The organism is Pseudonocardia sp. GCM10023141, from assembly GCF_042653605.1.
Genome location: NZ_JBHSIR010000066.1, coordinates 21,013 through 37,221, shown reverse-complemented (window position 1 = coordinate 37,221; position 16,209 = coordinate 21,013). Strand labels below are relative to the sequence as shown.

Here is a 16,209-nt window from a genome sequence, read left to right as displayed (position 1 = left end):
GGGGTGACGAAAGACGGACAGCCGCAGGCGATCGACACCGTCGACAAGCAGGGGCGCGCGGGGGTGCCTGCGGAGGACGGGGCACCGCGCGGGATGGGTGGCTGGGTGCTGCGGTCAGGCGTCGAGCGGGCGCTGCGCGGGCAGCATCCGCTGGTGGCGGCCCACGTCGCCGCCGTGCGTCGCAAGCACCCCGGCATCACCCCGGCCGAGGTCGTCGGCAGGCTGAGCAGCCAGTACCAGGCCGCGGTCGCGGTGACGGGCGGTGTGGGTGGCGCGATCGCGATCATCCCGGCACTGGGCACCGTCGCCTCGCTCGCGACGGCGGGCGCCGAGGCCTTCGCGGCGCTGGATGCTGCCGTGCTCTACACGCTCGCGGTGGCGGAGGTGCACGCGCTGCCGACCGAGGATCCGGAGCGGCGGCGGGCGCTGGTGCTGGGGGTGGTGGTGGGAGCAGGCGGCCAGGCCGTGCTGCGCAAGGTCACCGGCCGAACCAGGAACTGGGCGGAGGAGGTCACCGAGCACCTCTCGCTGCCCCGGCTGGGCCTGTTGAACAACGGACTGGCGCGGTGGTTCGTCAAGCGCTACATCGTCCGCCAGGGTGTGCTGGCGCTCGGGCGGGCGCTGCCGCTGGGCATCGGGGTCGTCATCGGCGCCGTCGGCAACGTCGTGACCGCGCGGGCGGTCGTACGCTCCGCGGAGGTGGCGTTCGGGCCGCCGCCTGCCGCCTGGCCCGCCGGGGAGACGCGGTGAGCTGACGGCGTGGTTACGGCCGCCGCTCACCGGGTACCGGATACGGCATGACTGCCTTCGGGTACACGCTGCTGTGCGAGCAGCGCGGTCCCCGCGAGCTGGTGTCGGACGCCGTCGCCGCCGAGCGGGCCGGTTTCGACTTCGAGGTGATGAGCGACCACGCGTTCCCCTGCGGCCCCGACGTCGCGGCCCACGTCGACGCGGTGCGCCCGTTCGTGGACGCCGGCTACACCCACGTCGCACTGGCGCAGGTCGGTGGCGAGACGCAGCCGGAGTTCCTCGAGTTCGCCGAGCGGGAGCTGCTGCCGGCGCTGGCGCTGCGCTCGGTCTGGCCGACGATCGCCACCACCGGCACGTGGTCGAGCGTCGCGTCGTAGAGGCCGTTGAGCAGGTGGATCGCGCCGGGCCCGGAGGTGGCCATGCACACCCCGGGCTTCCCGGAGACCTTCGCGTAGCCCACTGCCTCGAACGCCGACATCTTGGGCGGTCGTCGGCCGCGCCGAACGCCACCACGAGACCGTTGATGCCGTCGCCGGGGTAGCCGAACACCTGCTCGACGCCCCAGTCCCGCAACCGGATGTGCACGTGATCCGCGACGGTCTCCGCCATGCGATCCTCCTCGTTGCCGAAGATCGGTGGATGCCCCGTGATCTTCCGGGCGAAACCCGGTCAGGACTGCAGGGCGCCGACGGCGCGGGCGATCACCAGCACCGACGTGAGCAGCGCCGCGACCGACTCGATGGACATCAGCAGCTTCGCCCGGGGCGAGAGCGGCATGGTGTCGGTTGGGCTGAACGCCGTGGAGTTGGTGAGGGACACGTACAGGTAGTCGATCAGGGTCGGCACCCAGTCGGAACGGCCGCTGGCGCTGACGGCGACCTCGGTGACGGCGTCGTCGTTCTCGTCCTGGGAGAACCGGAAGTCGGCCGCCTGCATCCGCTCGCGGTCGTTCTGGGTACGGGCCACCGGTCCACCGCGGTCGAGCTCCCAGAAGATCAGGCCGAACGCGATGATGTTGGTGAACCAGACCTGGCCGGCGGCGATGAGCAGCTCGCGAGCCTGCTCGGCCTGCACCGTCAGCAGCGCGTGCAGCAGCAGCCCGAGCGCCACCTGGTTGGCGGCGGCGATGACGAGCGCCATCCCGAGCGACACCGATCGCGACAGCCGGGTCTGCCGGGTGATCCGGCGCGGGTTGACCGCGATGACGGCGACGAGCAGCAGCAGCTCGAGCGCCGGCACCACGAACCGCGGTGCGAGCAGCAGATCCTCGGGAAGCAGCGCGTAGAGGGCGATCGCCACGAGCACGGCGACCACCGCGGGGAGCCGGGCCTCACCGCGGCGGTCGGTGCGCGGATGGGTGCGATCGCTGCGCCCGATGCGAGAGCTGTGTCCGATCCGGGTCATGTGGCACCGTTCCTCACCGAGTGACCCGGGGATCGAGTCGATCTCCGCGGCGAGTGCCCGGTCCTACCCGGCCCGAAACGCCCGTCGCGCCACGCGGACCTGGGCGACCAGGCTGACCAGCGCGAGCAGGATCGTGAGCGCGGTGTAACCGGTGACGCTGGGCACCAGACCGATCACGTCGGTCAACCAGCCGGCGATCACGATCGGCACCCCGAACGCGACGTAGGACACGACGTAGATCCCCGCCACGACCGCGGCCCGCTGGTGCGCGGCCGCGAGCGGGAAGATCAGGCGCAGCGCGGCGGTGAAGGCCGCACCGAAGCCGATGCCGGCGATCGCCTGCCCGACGAACATGACGGCCAGGCTGCCGGCGAACACCCCGCCGATGATGCCGGCGGCCCCGATGATGGACGCGTAGGTGCCGATGGTCATCGCGCGCCGCGGGTCGATGCGGGCGAACGCGAGCCCGACCACGGCCGACACCGCGGGCGCGATGAACCCGGACACGCCGTTGAGCAGCCCGCTGTCGAGCTGGAAGACGCTGCGGACCATGCTCGGCGCGAGCCCGCCCGACAGGCCCGCGAGCATCCACACCGCGGCGATCACGGGCGCCGCCGCGGCGAACTCCGCGCGGGCGGCGGGCGGGACGGCGACCCGGGGGATCAGCGAGCGGAGTACACCCTCGGAGCCCTGCCCGTTCCCGGGTCGCTGCCCGTTCCCGGGTCGCTGCCCTTTCCCGGGTCGCTGCCCGTTCCCGGGTCGCTGCACGGTCTCCGGCGAGAGCGCGACCACGATCATCCCCAGGATCGTCATGATCGTGAGAACGACGAAGACGATCGTGTTCGCGCCGGCCGTGAGCTGGATCGCGAGGCCGGTCAGCAGTGCTCCGGCGCCGAGCCCACCGGTCAGGCCGACGCTGCCCAGAATCGTGGCCAGCCGCTTCCGGTTCGCCGGTGCGACCTCGACGATCGCCGCGGTGAACGCGGTGGTCCCCGCACCCGTGGCGAGGCCCTGCACGATGCGACCGGCGATCACCCATCCGACGTCGGAGGCGGCGAGGAACAGCAGGTTGGACACGAGCTGGACGACCAGTGCCCCGATCAGGACGGGTCTGCGTCCGATGTGGTCCGACAGCGACCCCGCCGTGAGCAGCGCCACGAGGAAGCCGACCGCGTAGGCGGCGAAGGCCAGCGTGAGCAGCGATGCGGGGAAGTCCCACTGCTCCCGGTAGAGCACGAGCAGCGGGGTCAGGGCTCCCGCCGCGAGGTAGAGGCTGGTGAAGGTGATCGCGGCGCCCGCCATGGCGATCCCGGCGGGAAGGGTGGGGCGCTGCCGCGGGATGGGCGGGGCGCCATCGAGGGACGGTGTTGTTGTCACGGACGGGCTCCTGGTGTGGCTCTCTGCTGGGTGCGTTGATCAGTCGGTGATGACGACGACGCCCGTGGGCTCGACCAGCGCGGCCACGGTGCGCTCGGCGGCCCGGGCGATGCTGACGCGCGGTTCGGCGGGCAGCTGCTGCTCGTTGTAGGTGCCGGGCCCGTAGAACTGGCCGTAGCGCAGCACGACGCCGCCCTCGGCCAGCACGGAGCGCTCGAGCGCCGCGACGGCCTGCGCGTCGGGACCGTCGGGCAGCTGCCAGGCCACGCTCTGGGCGAAGACCCGGGTGGCGGTGCCCCGCGAGGCGGCGCTCTGGCGCGCGGCCTCGATCAGGTTCTCGCTGCCCTCGGTACGGATGCGCGCGTTCAACGCGGTGAACTCGCCGATCCGCGCCACGTCGTCGGGCAGGTCGGTCAGCTCGTTGAGCACGATGTCGGGTTCGAACTCGTGCACCGCCTTGATGAGCGCGTCCCGGTCGAAGACGTCGCACAGGATCGGGGTGGCGCCCAGCGCGCCGAGCAGCTCCTGCTTGCCCGCGGAGCGCGTCATGCCGCCGACGGTGTGGCCGGCCTGCACCAGCCGCGGCACCAGCCGCTGACCGAGCACGCCGGAGGCGCCGGCGAGGAAGATCCGGAGGTGGTTGGTGGGGATGTTCGCGGGGATGTTCGCGGGGATGTTCGTTGTCATGTCAGCAACGCTACGACCGAAATGGCTCAGGAGTATGGTCCATTTCTGTGACAGAGTCATGGGCCACTTCTGCGTTCGGTACGGATCTGCACCTGGACCTGAAGGGGCCGGGGTTGCGCGCCTCGCTCATGGACGCGCTGCGGGACGCGGTGCGCACGGGGCGTCTCGTGTCCGGTACTCGGCTGCCCTCGTCCCGATCGCTGGCCGTCGATCTGGGGATCGCCCGCAACACCGTGGCCGACGCCTACGCCGAGCTGGTCGCCGAGGGCTGGCTGAGCGCGCAGCAGGGCTCGGGCACCCGGGTGGCGACGCGGGCCGTCCCGCGGCCGGTGGCGCCCACCGCCGTGCCGGCGCCGCCGTCGGGGCGCCGTCTCGCGCTCAGCCTGGTGCCGGGGTCGCCGGACCTCGCGGAGTTCCCCCGCAGGGAGTGGCTCGCCGCGTCCCGTCGCGCGTTGACGGCCGCGCCCAACGACGCCTTCGGCTGCGGTGACGCGCTCGGGCGCGTCGAGCTGCGCACCGCCGTCGCCGACTACCTGGCGCGGGCCCGTGGCGTCTACGCCGACCCGGGGCACGTCGTCATCTGCTCGGGGTTCCACCACGGCCTGATGCTGATGGCGCAGGTGCTCGTAGGGCGGGGGGTGCGCGCGGTCGCCGTCGAGGACTACGGCCTCGATGGGCACCGCGACCTGCTCGCGGGTGCCGGCCTGCGCACCCCGCCGGTCGCGGTGGACGGTCGCGGCACGTGCACCGACGACCTGGCCGACCTGCCGGACGTCGGCGCGGTGCTGATGACGCCGTCGCACCAGTACCCGACGGGTGTGGCGCTGCATCCGGAGCGGCGCGCCGCCGCCGTCGGCTGGGCGCGTGCCACCGGCGGGTTGATCCTGGAGGACGACTACGACGGGGAGTTCCGCTACGACCGGCAGCCGGTGGGTGCGCTGCAGGGTCTCGACCCGGATCGGGTCGTCTACTTCGGCACCGCGAGCAAGCCGCTGGCGACGGGGCTGCGACTGGGATGGATGGTGCTGCCCGCGGCGCTGGTCGCGGAGATCGTGGCAGCCAAGGGGCATGCCGACTGGATGTCGAGCTCGCTGGAGCAGCTGACGCTCGCGGAGTTCATCGCCTCCGGTGCCTACGAGCGCCACGTGCGCTCGATGCGGCTGCGCTACCGCCGCCGCCGCGACCAGCTGGTCGCCGAGCTGGCGCGCCGGGTACCCGGAATTCGGGTGACGGGCATCGCGGCCGGGTTGCACGCTGTCCTCGAGCTGCCGGCCGGCACGGAGGCTTCGGTCGTGGAGGCGGCGGCCCACAACGGTCTCGCGGTGACGGGGATGGCGCAGTTCCGTGGGGCGGCACGGGTTTCCGGGGCCGTCGCGCCGGCACCGGACGCGCTGGTGGTCGGCTACGCGACGCCGTCCGACAGCGCGTGGGCCGGTGCTCTCGACGCGCTGTGCGGGGTGCTGCCGCAGGCGCGCTGACCGAAGGGTGTTGCACGATTTGCTTGGCCAAGCTAAATTCTGCTCATGCGAGCAAGAACGTTCACGGAGTCGGGCAGGCGAGCCCAGATCGTCGCCTCGACGATCGCGGTGATCGCCGAGGCCGGTTACGCGGGAGCGTCGTTCAGCCGGATCGCCAAGCACGCCGGCCTGTCGAGCACCGGCATGATCAGCTACCACTTCGCGGGTAAGGACGACCTGTTCGCGGCGTGCATCACCGAGATCGAGCAGGTCACCGGCGCGTTCATGGAGCCGCGCATCGCCGCGGCCGTCGGCCCCGTCGCGCAGCTGCGCGCCTACGTCGAGTCCAACGTCGCGCTCGTCGGTCAGCACCCGGACGAGGTCCGGGCACTGATCGAGTTGGTCCGCAACGCCGCGCAGAGCCCCGCCGTCAACGGGCGGCTCGCGCTGTTCGAGGAGCACTTCCGGGCCGGCCAGGCAGCGGGCGTCTTCCGCGCGTTCGACGCGCGGACGGTGGCGCTCGCACTGACCAGTGGCCTCGACGCCGTGGTCGCCACCGCGGCGGCCGCCGTGCCCGAACCCGCCGAGCTCGCCCGTCTCGGGCGTGAGCTCGCCGACCTCTACGTGCGGGCGACCGCACCCGTTCCCGAGGGGGGAACCACATGATGATCGAGGAGAAGTCGCTGCCGGAGGAGTCCGGGTCTGCCAAGTCCGGGTCTGCCGAGTCCGCTCCCGACGCCGGCCTGCGCCGCGTGATCCGCGCCAACGTGTTGGCCGTGGTGTTCGAGGTGGTGGTGCCGATGGTGCTGTTCTACGGGCTGCGCCTCGCGGGGGTGAGCCAGTGGTGGGCGCTGATGGCGGGCGTGGTGGTGGCCGCGCCGTACGTGGTGTGGACGATCGTGCGCAACCGCAGGGTCGACATCGTCGCGCTGGTCACGCTGAGCGTGCTGGTGCTGTCGGTCGTGCTCGGCCTGCTGTCCGACGATCCGCGCACGCTGGTGATCCGCGAGGGGTGGACCGCCGCGCTGGGTGGGCTGTTCGGGGCCTGGATGCTGGTCACGGTCTTCGTCGGCAGGCCTGCCCAGCTGACGCTGGGCCGCACGATCGCGGAGATCAAGCGCGGTGCCGAGGGCGCGGAGGCGTGGGCGGCCCGCTGGGACACCGACGCGCGGTTCCGGCGCGGGTTGCGCATCGGCACGGCCGCGTTCGGGGTCGTGCTGCTGGCCGGGGCGGTGCTGCACATCGTGCTCGTCTACGTGCTGCCGATCGACCTGATCGCGCTGGTCACCAACGTCGCCTGGTTCGGGGCGCTGGGCTGCCTGATCGCCTGGCACGTCTGGTACATCGGCAAGGAGAACCTCGATGCCTGACGTGCTGGTGGCAGGCGGCGGCCCGACCGGGCTGCTCACCGCGTTCGAGCTGGAGCGCGCCGGGCTCGACGTGCTGGTGCTCGAGCGGGACGCCCGGCCGACACAGCAGTCGAAGGCGCTGGCACTGCAGCCCCGATCGGTGGAGGTACTGGGCGACCGCGGCCTGCTGGCGGACCTCGAGCCCCACGTCGAGGCCCGCCTGCCCGCGGGGCACTTCTCGGGCATCCCGATCGACTACTCCGACCTGCCGACGCGCTACCCGTACCAGCTCGGCATCGAGCAGGCGCACGTCGCGGCGGCCGTCGAGGCGCGGCTGCGCACCCCGGTGCTGCGCGACGCCCCCGTCACCGCCGTGGAGCAGGACGGCCACGGTGTCACCGTCACCGCGGGCGGGCGCCGGTACCGCGCGGGCTGGCTCGTTGCCGCCGACGGCGGGCACAGCACGGTCCGGACGGTGCTGGGGGCGCCGTTCCCCGGCACGTCCGCCCGGTACTCGATGGTGGTCGCCGACGTCACGCTCGCCCGCAGGCCCGCCGGGCTCGCCGACGACTGGCAGCTGCCGTCCTCGGCATCGGGGTTCCTGCTGCCGCTCGCGGGTGGGCGCTTCCGCACGATCGTCTACGGCGAGGAGCAGCAGCGCGTCGGTCGCGACACGGCCGTGTCGGCCGCGGAGGTCCAGCGGGCACTGACCGCGGCGCACGGCCCCGAGATCGAGGTGGCCGAGCTGCTCTGGGCCTCGCGGTTCGGCGACGCGTCGCGGCAGCTGGAGCGCTACCGCCACGGCCGCGTGCTCTTCGCGGGGGACGCCGCGCACATCCACCTCCCCGTCGGCGGGCAGGGGCTCAACCTCGGCCTGCAGGATGCGGTGAACCTCGGCTGGAAGCTGGCCGCGCAGGTCCGGGGGCACGCGCCAGCGGGTCTGCTCGACAGCTACCACGACGAGCGGCACCCGATCGCCGCCCGCGTGCTGGTCAGCACCCGCGCGCAGGCCGTGCTCGGCGTGCCCGACCCGGATGCCGCGGCCGTCCGCGACATCGTCACCGGGCTGCTCGCCGTGCCCGAGGCCCACCGCACGGTGGCGATGGAGCTCTCCGGCATCGGGATCGGCTATCCCGACACGATGGGCCGCGCAGAACTACCGGTCACGTCCGACGGCCGCGGGGTGCTCGTCGGCGCCGCGCTGCCGGGGGACTGGGCCGACCGCGTCGCCCTCCAGGACGGCGAGCGACCACAGCTCGTCCGCCCGGACGGCTACCTGGTGTGGGCCGGGGGAGCGGGCCTGGACGCGGCGCTGAACAGGTGGTTCGGCCGTCCGGGTGCCGCAGCCGACCTCAGCCGTCGAGCCGGGTGAGATCACCGGGCTGCAGGGTGGAGGTGCGGATCAGCTCGCGGATGAGGTTCTCGTTGAGCTGGTTGCCGATCGGGCTGGGCACCTCCTCCGCGCGCAGGCCGGACACCCCGCGCCGGGCCATGCGCTCGCGCACGTCCTTCACGTGGTGCTCGACCTTCTTGTAGGTCCAGCCGGCACCGGGATCGAGCGCGGTGAGCTCGGCCGCGGCATCGCGCCTGCTCAGCGGCTGCGGGTTGGGCTGGTTGCGCAGGTAGCGCTGGCCGAGCACGAGCAGGACGAGCCGCTCCGCCTCGGTCAGCGGCCAGAGCACCGGGTGATGGGTCTCGTGGTCGTGGCGCGGCCGGGGCCGCACCCCGTCGGCGCCGACCACGTAGATCTCCAGCAGGTGCTGGCGGTCGCTGGAGCCGGGCACGACGATCGGGGTGTGGCCGTCCGCGAGTGGCGCCGGATCGGCGTTGGTGTGCAGCTCGCCAGAGGGCAACCGCAACGGCCGACGTCCGAGGTTGCGCACCGACCACCGGTCGCCGTCGCAGGTGAGCGCGCCGTGGCGGCGGCTCACACCCAGGTCGTCGGAACCGACGCAGATGTGGACGTCGGCGGCCTGGCGGCCGAAGAGCACCGTGCGGCCGTCATTGGGACCGAACGTGAGGTCGGTGCCGACGGTCCTCGCGACGAGCGTGCCAGGCGCGACACCGCCCTCGCCCTCCCGAGCCGAGCCCATCGCACCCGTCCCCTTCCCTCCCGCCGCCCTGATCCTAAAGGACGTCTTCGCACACCCACTCGGGTCGTCGCACACGCTCCAGCCTGTGCGACGACTGCAATGGGAGTGCGAGGTCGGGGCGACGGTGGTGATGACCGGGCTGCGGGACAACCGGGCCCCGAGGTGGGGGCCGGGTGCGCCCCGGCACCGCCGCGGACGTGTACGCGCTGGGTGCGGCGGTGTACGAGGCGGTGGAAGGGGTGCTGCGCGGCACCGGTTCCCCGCGCCACGGCGGACCGCTGACCGGGCTGATCGAGCGGTTGCTGGCGACGGAGCCGCGGCGGCGCCCGGCCGCGGCCGAGGCGTCCGCGCTGTTCGGTGCCGTGGCGGCAGGCCGGCGGTACTGACGCGGGAGCGCCGGTGCGTCAGGACGGTGCCGGCAGCCGGGACACGGCGGCCCGCGCGACGGCCACGGCCGGGTCGCACGGCCGGTCCAGCGGCGCGCGCTGCGCCACGGTCAGCCGCAGGATCTCCGCCGACTGCTCGGCGTCGGGGTTCACGTACGGGCGGTGGACCACGCTGACCGTGCAGGAGTGGTCGTTCAGGGGCAGCACGGCGCCGTCCCGGTCGCCGATCCGGGTCGGGGTCCCGTCCTCGTCGACCAGCCCCGAGGTGTTGCGGTCGTAGACGATGGTCACGTCCGCGTCGCCGGACTGCGGCGACCAGTCACACCGCCACCCGCCCCATCCGCGTTGCGGGGCCACCGTGGCCGTGCCGGGGACGGCGGCGAGGTCCGCCGGGGTCAGCAACCCGCAGGCGTCGACGCCGGCCAGTGACACGGCCGGGAAGGGCAGTGGACGGCGCGGCAGCACGCCCCTGCCGAGTACCGCGGCGGCGGCGTCGGTGGCGACGTCGCCGACCGCGCAGACGTCCGGCGACGCGCCGGCGCCGTTGATCTTGCCGGTGACGTCGAGCCCGGTGCCGTCGGGCAGGACGATCGCGCGGTCGCACTGCCTGTCCAGCTCCGGATGCCGGACGATCGTGAGCGTGCCGCGCTGCTCGGGGACGCCCTGCTCGGGAAGGCGCAGCTCCGCCGCCGACAGGAGTTGGACCTCGGCGTCGAGCTCGACGCCCCCGGCCGCCCGGATGATCACGTCGCAGCGGTTGAACGCGCCGTAGTCCGACTCCAGCGTGGCCTCGCCGAAGCGGCTGAAGGCCGTGCTGGTGAGCAGCGCGCAGGGATCGGCCGTGGGTTCGGCACCCAGCCCGGCCACCCCCGGTGCGGGGGATGCCACGGCCGGTGCCGGCGGCTCGGCGCGCCCGACACCCACCCGCCACACGATGACGGAGGCGGCCACCACGAGGAGCACGGCGGCCGCGACGGCGAGGACGGCCCTCGACCTGCGCAGCCGCCCTCGCGCGGTGCCGCCCTCGGCCGCGGCCAGCAGCATCGCGCGGGCCCGCCGGGCCGTCGGTCGATCGGCGGGGCGGCGGCGCAGCATCGCCTTCAGCGCCGGGGCGAGCGGCCCGGCGTGGCGGGGCGGTGCGACGTCGCCGCGCATCGCCCGGCCCAGCGTGGCCACGAGGTCGCCGTCACCCCACGGGCCGCTGTCCTCCACCGCGGCGTAGAGCGTGGCGCCGAGGGAGAACACGTCGGACTTCACGGTGGCCGCTCGGCCCTGGGCGAGCTCGGGCGCGAGGTAGGCGGGCACGCCGCGGGGTGGACCGCCGGTGGTCACGGTGGCGGTGTCGGCAGGCCGGGAGATGCCGAAGTCGGTGAGCTTGACCTGGTCGTCGTCCGTGACCAGGACGTTGCGGGCGGTGACGTCGCGGTGCAGCACCCCGGCACCGTGCAGGTGATCGAGCGCCTGCGCGATCTGGGCACCGATGCGGGCGGCCCTGGCCGGATCGAGCGGCCCGTCGGCCCGGATCTCGTCGACGGTGCGCGAGGGCACGTACTCGAGGACGAGCCAGGGGTCACCGTCGTGCTCGACGACCTCCAGCAGGGCGACGACGTTCGGGTGCGCCGGCACCGTGGCCGCCACCGTCGCCTCGCGGCGCAGCCGCTCGTGGGCCGCGAGGCGCTCGCCCGGATGCGCCCCGTCGCTCACCCGCACCTGCTTGAGTGCCACCGTGCGTGCGATGGACTCGTCGTGGGCCCGCCACACCACCCCCATGCCACCGACACCGAGCTGCTCCAGCAGCCGGAACCGGCCCGCGATCAACCCCGGCGTGTCCACCGTCCCCCGTTCGGGCTCTTCCGTTGAGCCGAACGGTAGCGGTGTCGGGCCCGCCGCGGCAGACAGGGGAAGGGGTCACCGCGGCACGGGCAGGGGCACCTCCAACGGGACGTGCGGCGACGACGGCAGGGTGTAGACGCAGAGCTCGATGCCGTCGCGCGGGGTCACCGTCCGCACGGAGCCCGTGGTGCCCGATCCGCTCGTCAGCAGGACGTGGTAGAGCCCGGGATCGATCTGCACCACCTGCGCCGGCTTGCCGGCGGGGTCCGGGCAGTCGTCGTCGGCGGCGCGGGTCGATGGGCACCCGTCGCAGCCGGGCAGCGTGAACCCGGCCGCGCTCGTTCCCGTCATCCGAACGGTCATCTCGCCGGAGGTGACGTTGTAGAGCGTGACGCGCAGGCTGCCGGGCACGTTCAGCGGGCCGGGGAGCGGGATGGGGTCGGGCGTCTGCTGCGCGACGTTCGCGGCGATGATCGCGGCGCGCGCCTGCGGTCCGCCCGGATCGTTCGGATAGGTGTCGAGCAGCTTCTGGAGCTGGGTGGTCGCGTTCGGGAACCGGCCGGCGCGGAACTCGGCCACCCCGCAACCCAGCAGCGCCTGCGCCCGGTGTTGGCCTGCGGTCGCGGGGATGCTGCCCGTCTCGCCGGCGTCGAGCATCACCTCGTAGTCGAGCACCGGCAGCACGTCGCAGAACTGCTGCGCCGCGAGCGGGGCCTCGGCCGCGGCGGCCAGCGCGGTCATCGCCGCCGGCACCCGCTGCGCCGCGGCCGTCTCCTTGAGGTCGCGCAGGACGGTGAGCAGGTCGGTGAACCCGGCCTCGGTCGTCCGCGCCCGATCGGCCGCGACCACCGGCGATCCCGACTGCCCGGTCAGCGCCGTCCGGGCGCCGTCGGCGCGGCGCAGGTGCAGGTCGGCGAGTCGCTCGTCCACCACCGGGCGCAGCACCGAGCCGGCGTGGTCATGGCGGAAGGCCTCGTAGCCGCTGATGCCGGCGTCCGGGTCGGGACCCTCGGCCGCCCGCGTCGCTGCCGTGAACGACAGGCACTCACCGCGCAACGCCGTGGCGGCCGCGACGTCTCGGCTCAGCGTCAACGCGTAGGGCCCGGTCACGGCGTCGAACTCGGCCACGGCGGTGGTGCAGTCGATGCGACCCTGCGCGTCGACCGCGGCCGCGAAGGTGGCCCGCTCGGCCGCCCCGTAGCCGACGTAGGCGGCCACCACGGCGGCCACCGCGATCACGCCGACGACGGCGGCTCCGAGCGGGCGCCGGGCCGGGGGGACGAGCGGGGTGCGGCGGGCGATGCGCGCCGCGTCCAGCGTCGCCCCGAGCAGCCAGGCCGCGACCAGTATCCGCCACAGCCACGGCGTGCTCGCCGCCTCCGTCGCGAAGCCAGCACGACCCCGCCCACGGTGATCGCCAGGTAGATCGCCGCCCGCCACCATCGGCGCAGGTAGAGGTAGCCGAGCCCGAGCCCGGTGAGGTTGAGCAACGCGGCCCCGAACACCGACCGGGGTGGCGATGCCGGTGGCGGGGGCGGCGCCGGCGCCGGGTCTGGTGTCGGCCCTGACGGGACCGCGCCGTCCATCGTCGTCCTCCTGGCTCGCTGTCTCGACCGGCGTTCCGGGCCGTCACGACGAGGAGGTGATCACGGGGTGCGGGGGAGGGGTCCCGGAGAGCGCCCCCGCGGCGGATTCGGGACCCCTCCCGAGGACACCGCCCTAACCTCCGCCGGGGACGTGCGAGCAAGGGGGTTCGGCATGGGGGAGACCCACGCGGAGGATCGGGTGACCGGCCTGCCTGCGGGCTACGAGATCGTGCGCAGGCTCGGCGGCGACACCGCCTCGACGACCCTGCTGGCCGTGCACCGAGACAGCGCCACGCCGTGGATCGGTGTGCTGGCACCGCAGCTGTACGCCGCGCCGGGCGCGCGGGCGGCGGTCCGGGAGCGCACCGACGCGGTCGCCGTTCTCGGGCACCCCGGTGTGGTGCCGCTGCGGGTGGCCGACGACGTCGCGGGTCCCGCCGGTGCGGACGGCTGCTACCTGCTCGCGCCGCTGCCCGCGGGGGCGGAGCCGGTGGCGTTGGCGCCGGGTTCGAGCTCGCTACCGGTCCTGCTCGGGGTGCTCGCCCAGGTCGCCGACATCCTCGACGCGCTGCACCGCCGCGGGATCGTCCACGGTGACCTGCGCCTGCATGACGTCCTCGTGGACGCCCGGACCGGGCAGGCCCACCTGGCGGGTCTCGGCCTCGCCCCCTACCGCGGTGCGGCCCCGTACCCGGCGCCGGAGGTGCGCAACGGGTTCGCAGCCGGTCCCGCCGCCGACGTGCACGGCATCGCCACCCTGCTCGTGCACTGCCTGACCGGACGGCCACCGCAGCCCGACGCCGACAACGGGCTGCCCCCGGCGCTCGCGCCCGTCATGGGGCGCGCGCTCGTCGCCGATCCGGCACAGCGGGGACCCGGCTGTCGGGCCATCGTCGATGCCGCGGCCGCAGCGCTCGGTGTCGGCCCGGCGGCCGCGTCCGGACGACCGGTGCGTCGGCGGCACGGGAGTCGGGGGCGGTGGGGTCGGCGGCGGTGGGGATGGACCATCGGGATCGCGCTGGGCATGGTCGTGGTGCTGGTCGCGGGACTGCTCGGCGTCCCGCGGCTGATCGCGGCGCTGGGGCCGACCGCAGCTGACCTCGCCCGGGTGCCGGCCGCGGTCCGATCCGGGTGCTCGCTCGCCGGGTCCGCCGGCCTGCCCGCGGGATCGTCCCGTCAGCTGAGCTGCCGCGACGGCAGCGGGCAGGAGCTCCTCGTCGGCCTGTACGGCGACGCTGCGGCCGCCGAGTCCGCCTACCGATCCGTGGTCACCGCGACACCGGGCCTGCGTACCGGGAGCGGCGACTGCGCGTCCACGACCGGCGTCGAGCACCTCTATCCCGGTGTGGGCGCACCCGTCGGGCGGGTCCTGTGCACCACCGATGCCGGGAACGCGCGGATGGTCTGGCTCGACCGCGGTGCCCGCACCGTCGCCACGGCGTCGCAGCCGAACGGTGACACGACCACCCTCTACCGGACCTGGGCCGGTTGGGTGGGGATCCCCGCCTACCCCACACCGGCCGAGAGTGCGCTGAAGGCCCAGCTCTACGAGACCGACTGCCACCGGGCACCCCCCGGCACCCTCGACGGCATGGACGGGCTCGACGGGCTGGTCGCCGCGCTGGAATGCGCCCCGCTGGGCAAGGGCGCCTCCTCGGTCCGCTACCTGCGGTTCAGCGATGCCGAGCACCTCGGGCGCGGCTACCGCAGCCAGTCCGTGCCGACCGGGGCCGGCCCCGGCGTGAACTGCCTCGACCCCAAGGCGCCGACGTTCCTCGGCGAGGAGCCCTGGTACCTGCGCGGGGTCTCGTTCGGCCGGCTCACCTGCACACCCGGCACCGGCAACGCGCCCACGGTGATGTGGACCGGGGACCCGCTGCTCATGCTCGGGATCGCCACCGGCACCGACCGGACCGCGCTCGTCAACTGGTTCCTGGGGTACTCGAGTCCCGACTACCACCAGATGATCACCGCGTACGACCAGCGGTCGCAGCCGGTGTTCCCCACGTCCGACGAGTCGAAGGTCCTCGCCCACGTCCCCACCGCGACCCGGCAGGACTGCCTGCGCCCGTCGCCGCAGCAGGTCACCGGCAACGTCGGCACGGCCACGGTGATCGGCGTGTCCTGCGCACCGGCGAAGGGCGCCGACAACGTCCTCTACTACGGGTACGCCGACCCGGCCACGCTCACGGCCACCCTCGGCGCGGGCGGTGGGGCCGACTGCACCGCGAACCCGCCCGGGTTCAGCGGGACGGCGCGCTACACCCGGCCCGGTGGTGCGACCGGCGTCCTGAACTGCGGGATCGCCTCGAACGGCAAGTACATCCTGGACTGGAGCGACGAGCGGAGCCAGATCCGTGTCGTCGCCTACGGCACCGATCCCGCGGAGCTGCTCGCGTGGTGGCAGACCGCGGGCGGTCCGTCCTGACGGTCACGCGGCGCGGACCGGGAGGCTCGCCGCCAGCTGCTGCACGACCGCGAGCTCGCGGGGGCCGCCCGCGGTGGGGCCGGGGCCGAAGACAGGGGCGATGACGACGTGGTCGGCCCCGGCGGCGAGCTGCTCCCGCAGCCGGGCCGTGACCGCGTCGACGGAGCCGATGGCGAACACCGTGTCGACGAGCCGGTCGCTCAGCTCGCTGATCTCGCTGTCGGCGAACCCCATCCGCGCGAACGCCCGCGCGTAACCGCCCACGGTGGCCAGGAAACCGAGCGGCTGCCGGGCGGCTGCCCTGGCGGCCTGCGGGTCGTGGTCGAGCGCGACCATCTGGTCGACGACGAGGGTGGGCCCGGCACCGAGCCGGGTGCGGGCCGATGCTGTGAACGCGGGGTCCACGAGCAGGGTGACGGCGCCCCCGAACCGCGAACGCGCCAGGTCCAGCTTGCGCGGCCCGAGTGCTGCCAGCAGTCGCCGCTCCTGGGGCACCGGGGTGCCGTGCGCGGTCGAGTCGAGCTCGTCGAGAGCCTGCTCGATCGCGGCGAGCGCGCCGACCCGGAGGCGTTGCGGACCCCCGAGACCGACCACGAGGCGGCCGGGCGCGATCGCTTCGGCCTCCGCGTAGAGCGCCGCGATCGCGGCCGGTCCGTGGACGTCGAGGGCGATGATCCCCGGGACCACGGCGATCCGCGTGGTCGCCCGCAGGATCCGCAGCAACGGCTCGAGCGTCGCGAGCTGCCCTCCTGCCACCCAGATCGCCGAGTACCCCAGCTCCTCGACGGCGGCAGCGGTGTCTTCCAGATCGTCGGTGACCGGCAGCGAGACACCGTACCGACCCAGCGCGTTGATCATG

General features: G+C 74.1%; 15 protein-coding genes and 1 pseudogene. 8 read left to right on the top strand and 8 right to left on the bottom strand.

Features of this window, described 5'->3' with window-relative positions; all coding sequences use genetic code 11:
- Positions 1–3 precede the first annotated feature (3 nt).
- Positions 4–750 carry a hypothetical protein gene (locus tag ACFPFQ_RS37455; protein WP_379627718.1) on the top strand — a complete coding sequence of 249 codons (747 nt, stop codon included), beginning with the start codon at positions 4–6 and terminating at the stop codon, positions 748–750.
- Positions 751–797: 47 nt separating this feature from the next.
- Positions 798–1,127, top strand: coding sequence for a hypothetical protein (locus tag ACFPFQ_RS37450; RefSeq protein WP_379627716.1), 330 nt, complete (start codon positions 798–800; stop codon positions 1,125–1,127).
- Here ACFPFQ_RS37450 and ACFPFQ_RS37445 read toward each other — a convergent pair.
- The 4 genes and pseudogenes from ACFPFQ_RS37445 to ACFPFQ_RS37430 all read right to left on the bottom strand — a co-directional run.
- Positions 1,052–1,359 (bottom strand): annotated as a pseudogene (locus ACFPFQ_RS37445) (thiamine pyrophosphate-binding protein); the annotation flags it as partial. The gene ACFPFQ_RS37450 and the pseudogene ACFPFQ_RS37445 overlap by 76 nt on opposite strands.
- 60 nt (positions 1,360–1,419) lie before the next feature.
- Complete coding sequence (locus ACFPFQ_RS37440) at positions 1,420–2,154, bottom strand: hypothetical protein (protein ID WP_379627603.1); 735 nt, start codon at positions 2,152–2,154, stop codon at positions 1,420–1,422.
- A 63-nt stretch (positions 2,155–2,217) separates the two neighbouring features.
- Positions 2,218–3,531, bottom strand: coding sequence for an MFS transporter (locus tag ACFPFQ_RS37435; RefSeq protein ID WP_379627601.1), 1,314 nt, complete (start codon positions 3,529–3,531; stop codon positions 2,218–2,220).
- Positions 3,532–3,570: 39 nt separating this feature from the next.
- Positions 3,571–4,218 (bottom strand): NAD-dependent epimerase/dehydratase family protein, encoded by a 648-nt coding sequence (locus tag ACFPFQ_RS37430; RefSeq protein WP_379627599.1) that lies wholly within the window; start codon positions 4,216–4,218, stop codon positions 3,571–3,573.
- Between the two features lie 47 nt (positions 4,219–4,265).
- Here ACFPFQ_RS37430 and ACFPFQ_RS37425 point away from each other — a divergent pair, with 47 nt between their 5' ends.
- From ACFPFQ_RS37425 to ACFPFQ_RS37410, 4 genes are read left to right on the top strand one after another with little or no spacing between them, the layout of a single operon-like run.
- Positions 4,266–5,696: a PLP-dependent aminotransferase family protein gene (locus tag ACFPFQ_RS37425; RefSeq protein WP_379627597.1), complete on the top strand. Its 1,431-nt coding sequence runs from the start codon at positions 4,266–4,268 to the stop codon at positions 5,694–5,696.
- 45 nt (positions 5,697–5,741) lie between these two features.
- Positions 5,742–6,341 (top strand): TetR/AcrR family transcriptional regulator, encoded by a 600-nt coding sequence (locus ACFPFQ_RS37420; RefSeq protein ID WP_379627596.1) that lies wholly within the window; start codon positions 5,742–5,744, stop codon positions 6,339–6,341.
- Positions 6,338–7,045 carry a VC0807 family protein gene (locus ACFPFQ_RS37415; RefSeq protein WP_379627594.1) on the top strand — a complete coding sequence of 236 codons (708 nt, stop codon included), beginning with the start codon at positions 6,338–6,340 and terminating at the stop codon, positions 7,043–7,045. The genes ACFPFQ_RS37420 and ACFPFQ_RS37415 overlap by 4 nt, the downstream gene beginning before the upstream one ends.
- A complete protein-coding gene (locus ACFPFQ_RS37410; protein ID WP_379627593.1) occupies positions 7,038–8,396 on the top strand; it encodes an FAD-dependent oxidoreductase in 1,359 nt (452 codons plus the stop codon). Before ACFPFQ_RS37415 ends, ACFPFQ_RS37410 begins: the two co-directional genes overlap by 8 nt.
- Here ACFPFQ_RS37410 and ACFPFQ_RS37405 read toward each other — a convergent pair.
- Positions 8,377–9,117, bottom strand: coding sequence for an FHA domain-containing protein (locus ACFPFQ_RS37405; RefSeq protein WP_379627591.1), 741 nt, complete (start codon positions 9,115–9,117; stop codon positions 8,377–8,379). The two genes, ACFPFQ_RS37410 and ACFPFQ_RS37405, sit on opposite strands and share 20 nt — an antisense overlap.
- A gap of 173 nt (positions 9,118–9,290) precedes the next feature.
- Between ACFPFQ_RS37405 and ACFPFQ_RS37400 the strand changes: the two genes are divergently transcribed.
- Positions 9,291–9,503 carry a hypothetical protein gene (locus ACFPFQ_RS37400; RefSeq protein ID WP_379627589.1) on the top strand — a complete coding sequence of 71 codons (213 nt, stop codon included), beginning with the start codon at positions 9,291–9,293 and terminating at the stop codon, positions 9,501–9,503.
- A gap of 18 nt (positions 9,504–9,521) precedes the next feature.
- Here ACFPFQ_RS37400 and ACFPFQ_RS37395 read toward each other — a convergent pair whose 3' ends face one another.
- Positions 9,522–11,336, bottom strand: a complete 1,815-nt coding sequence (locus ACFPFQ_RS37395) for a serine/threonine-protein kinase (protein ID WP_379627587.1) — start codon at positions 11,334–11,336, stop codon at positions 9,522–9,524.
- Positions 11,337–11,411: 75 nt separating this feature from the next.
- Positions 11,412–12,779, bottom strand: coding sequence for a tetratricopeptide repeat protein (locus ACFPFQ_RS37390; RefSeq protein WP_379627585.1), 1,368 nt, complete (start codon positions 12,777–12,779; stop codon positions 11,412–11,414).
- Positions 12,780–13,094: 315 nt separating this feature from the next.
- Between ACFPFQ_RS37390 and ACFPFQ_RS37385 the strand changes: the two genes are divergently transcribed.
- Entirely contained in the window at positions 13,095–15,350 is a 2,256-nt protein-coding gene (locus ACFPFQ_RS37385) for a serine/threonine protein kinase (protein WP_379627583.1), read from the top strand.
- Between the two features lie 3 nt (positions 15,351–15,353).
- Here ACFPFQ_RS37385 and ACFPFQ_RS37380 read toward each other — a convergent pair whose 3' ends face one another.
- A complete protein-coding gene (locus ACFPFQ_RS37380) occupies positions 15,354–16,208 on the bottom strand; it encodes a TIGR03620 family F420-dependent LLM class oxidoreductase (RefSeq protein ID WP_379627582.1) in 855 nt (284 codons plus the stop codon).
- Position 16,209: the final 1 nt, after the last annotated feature.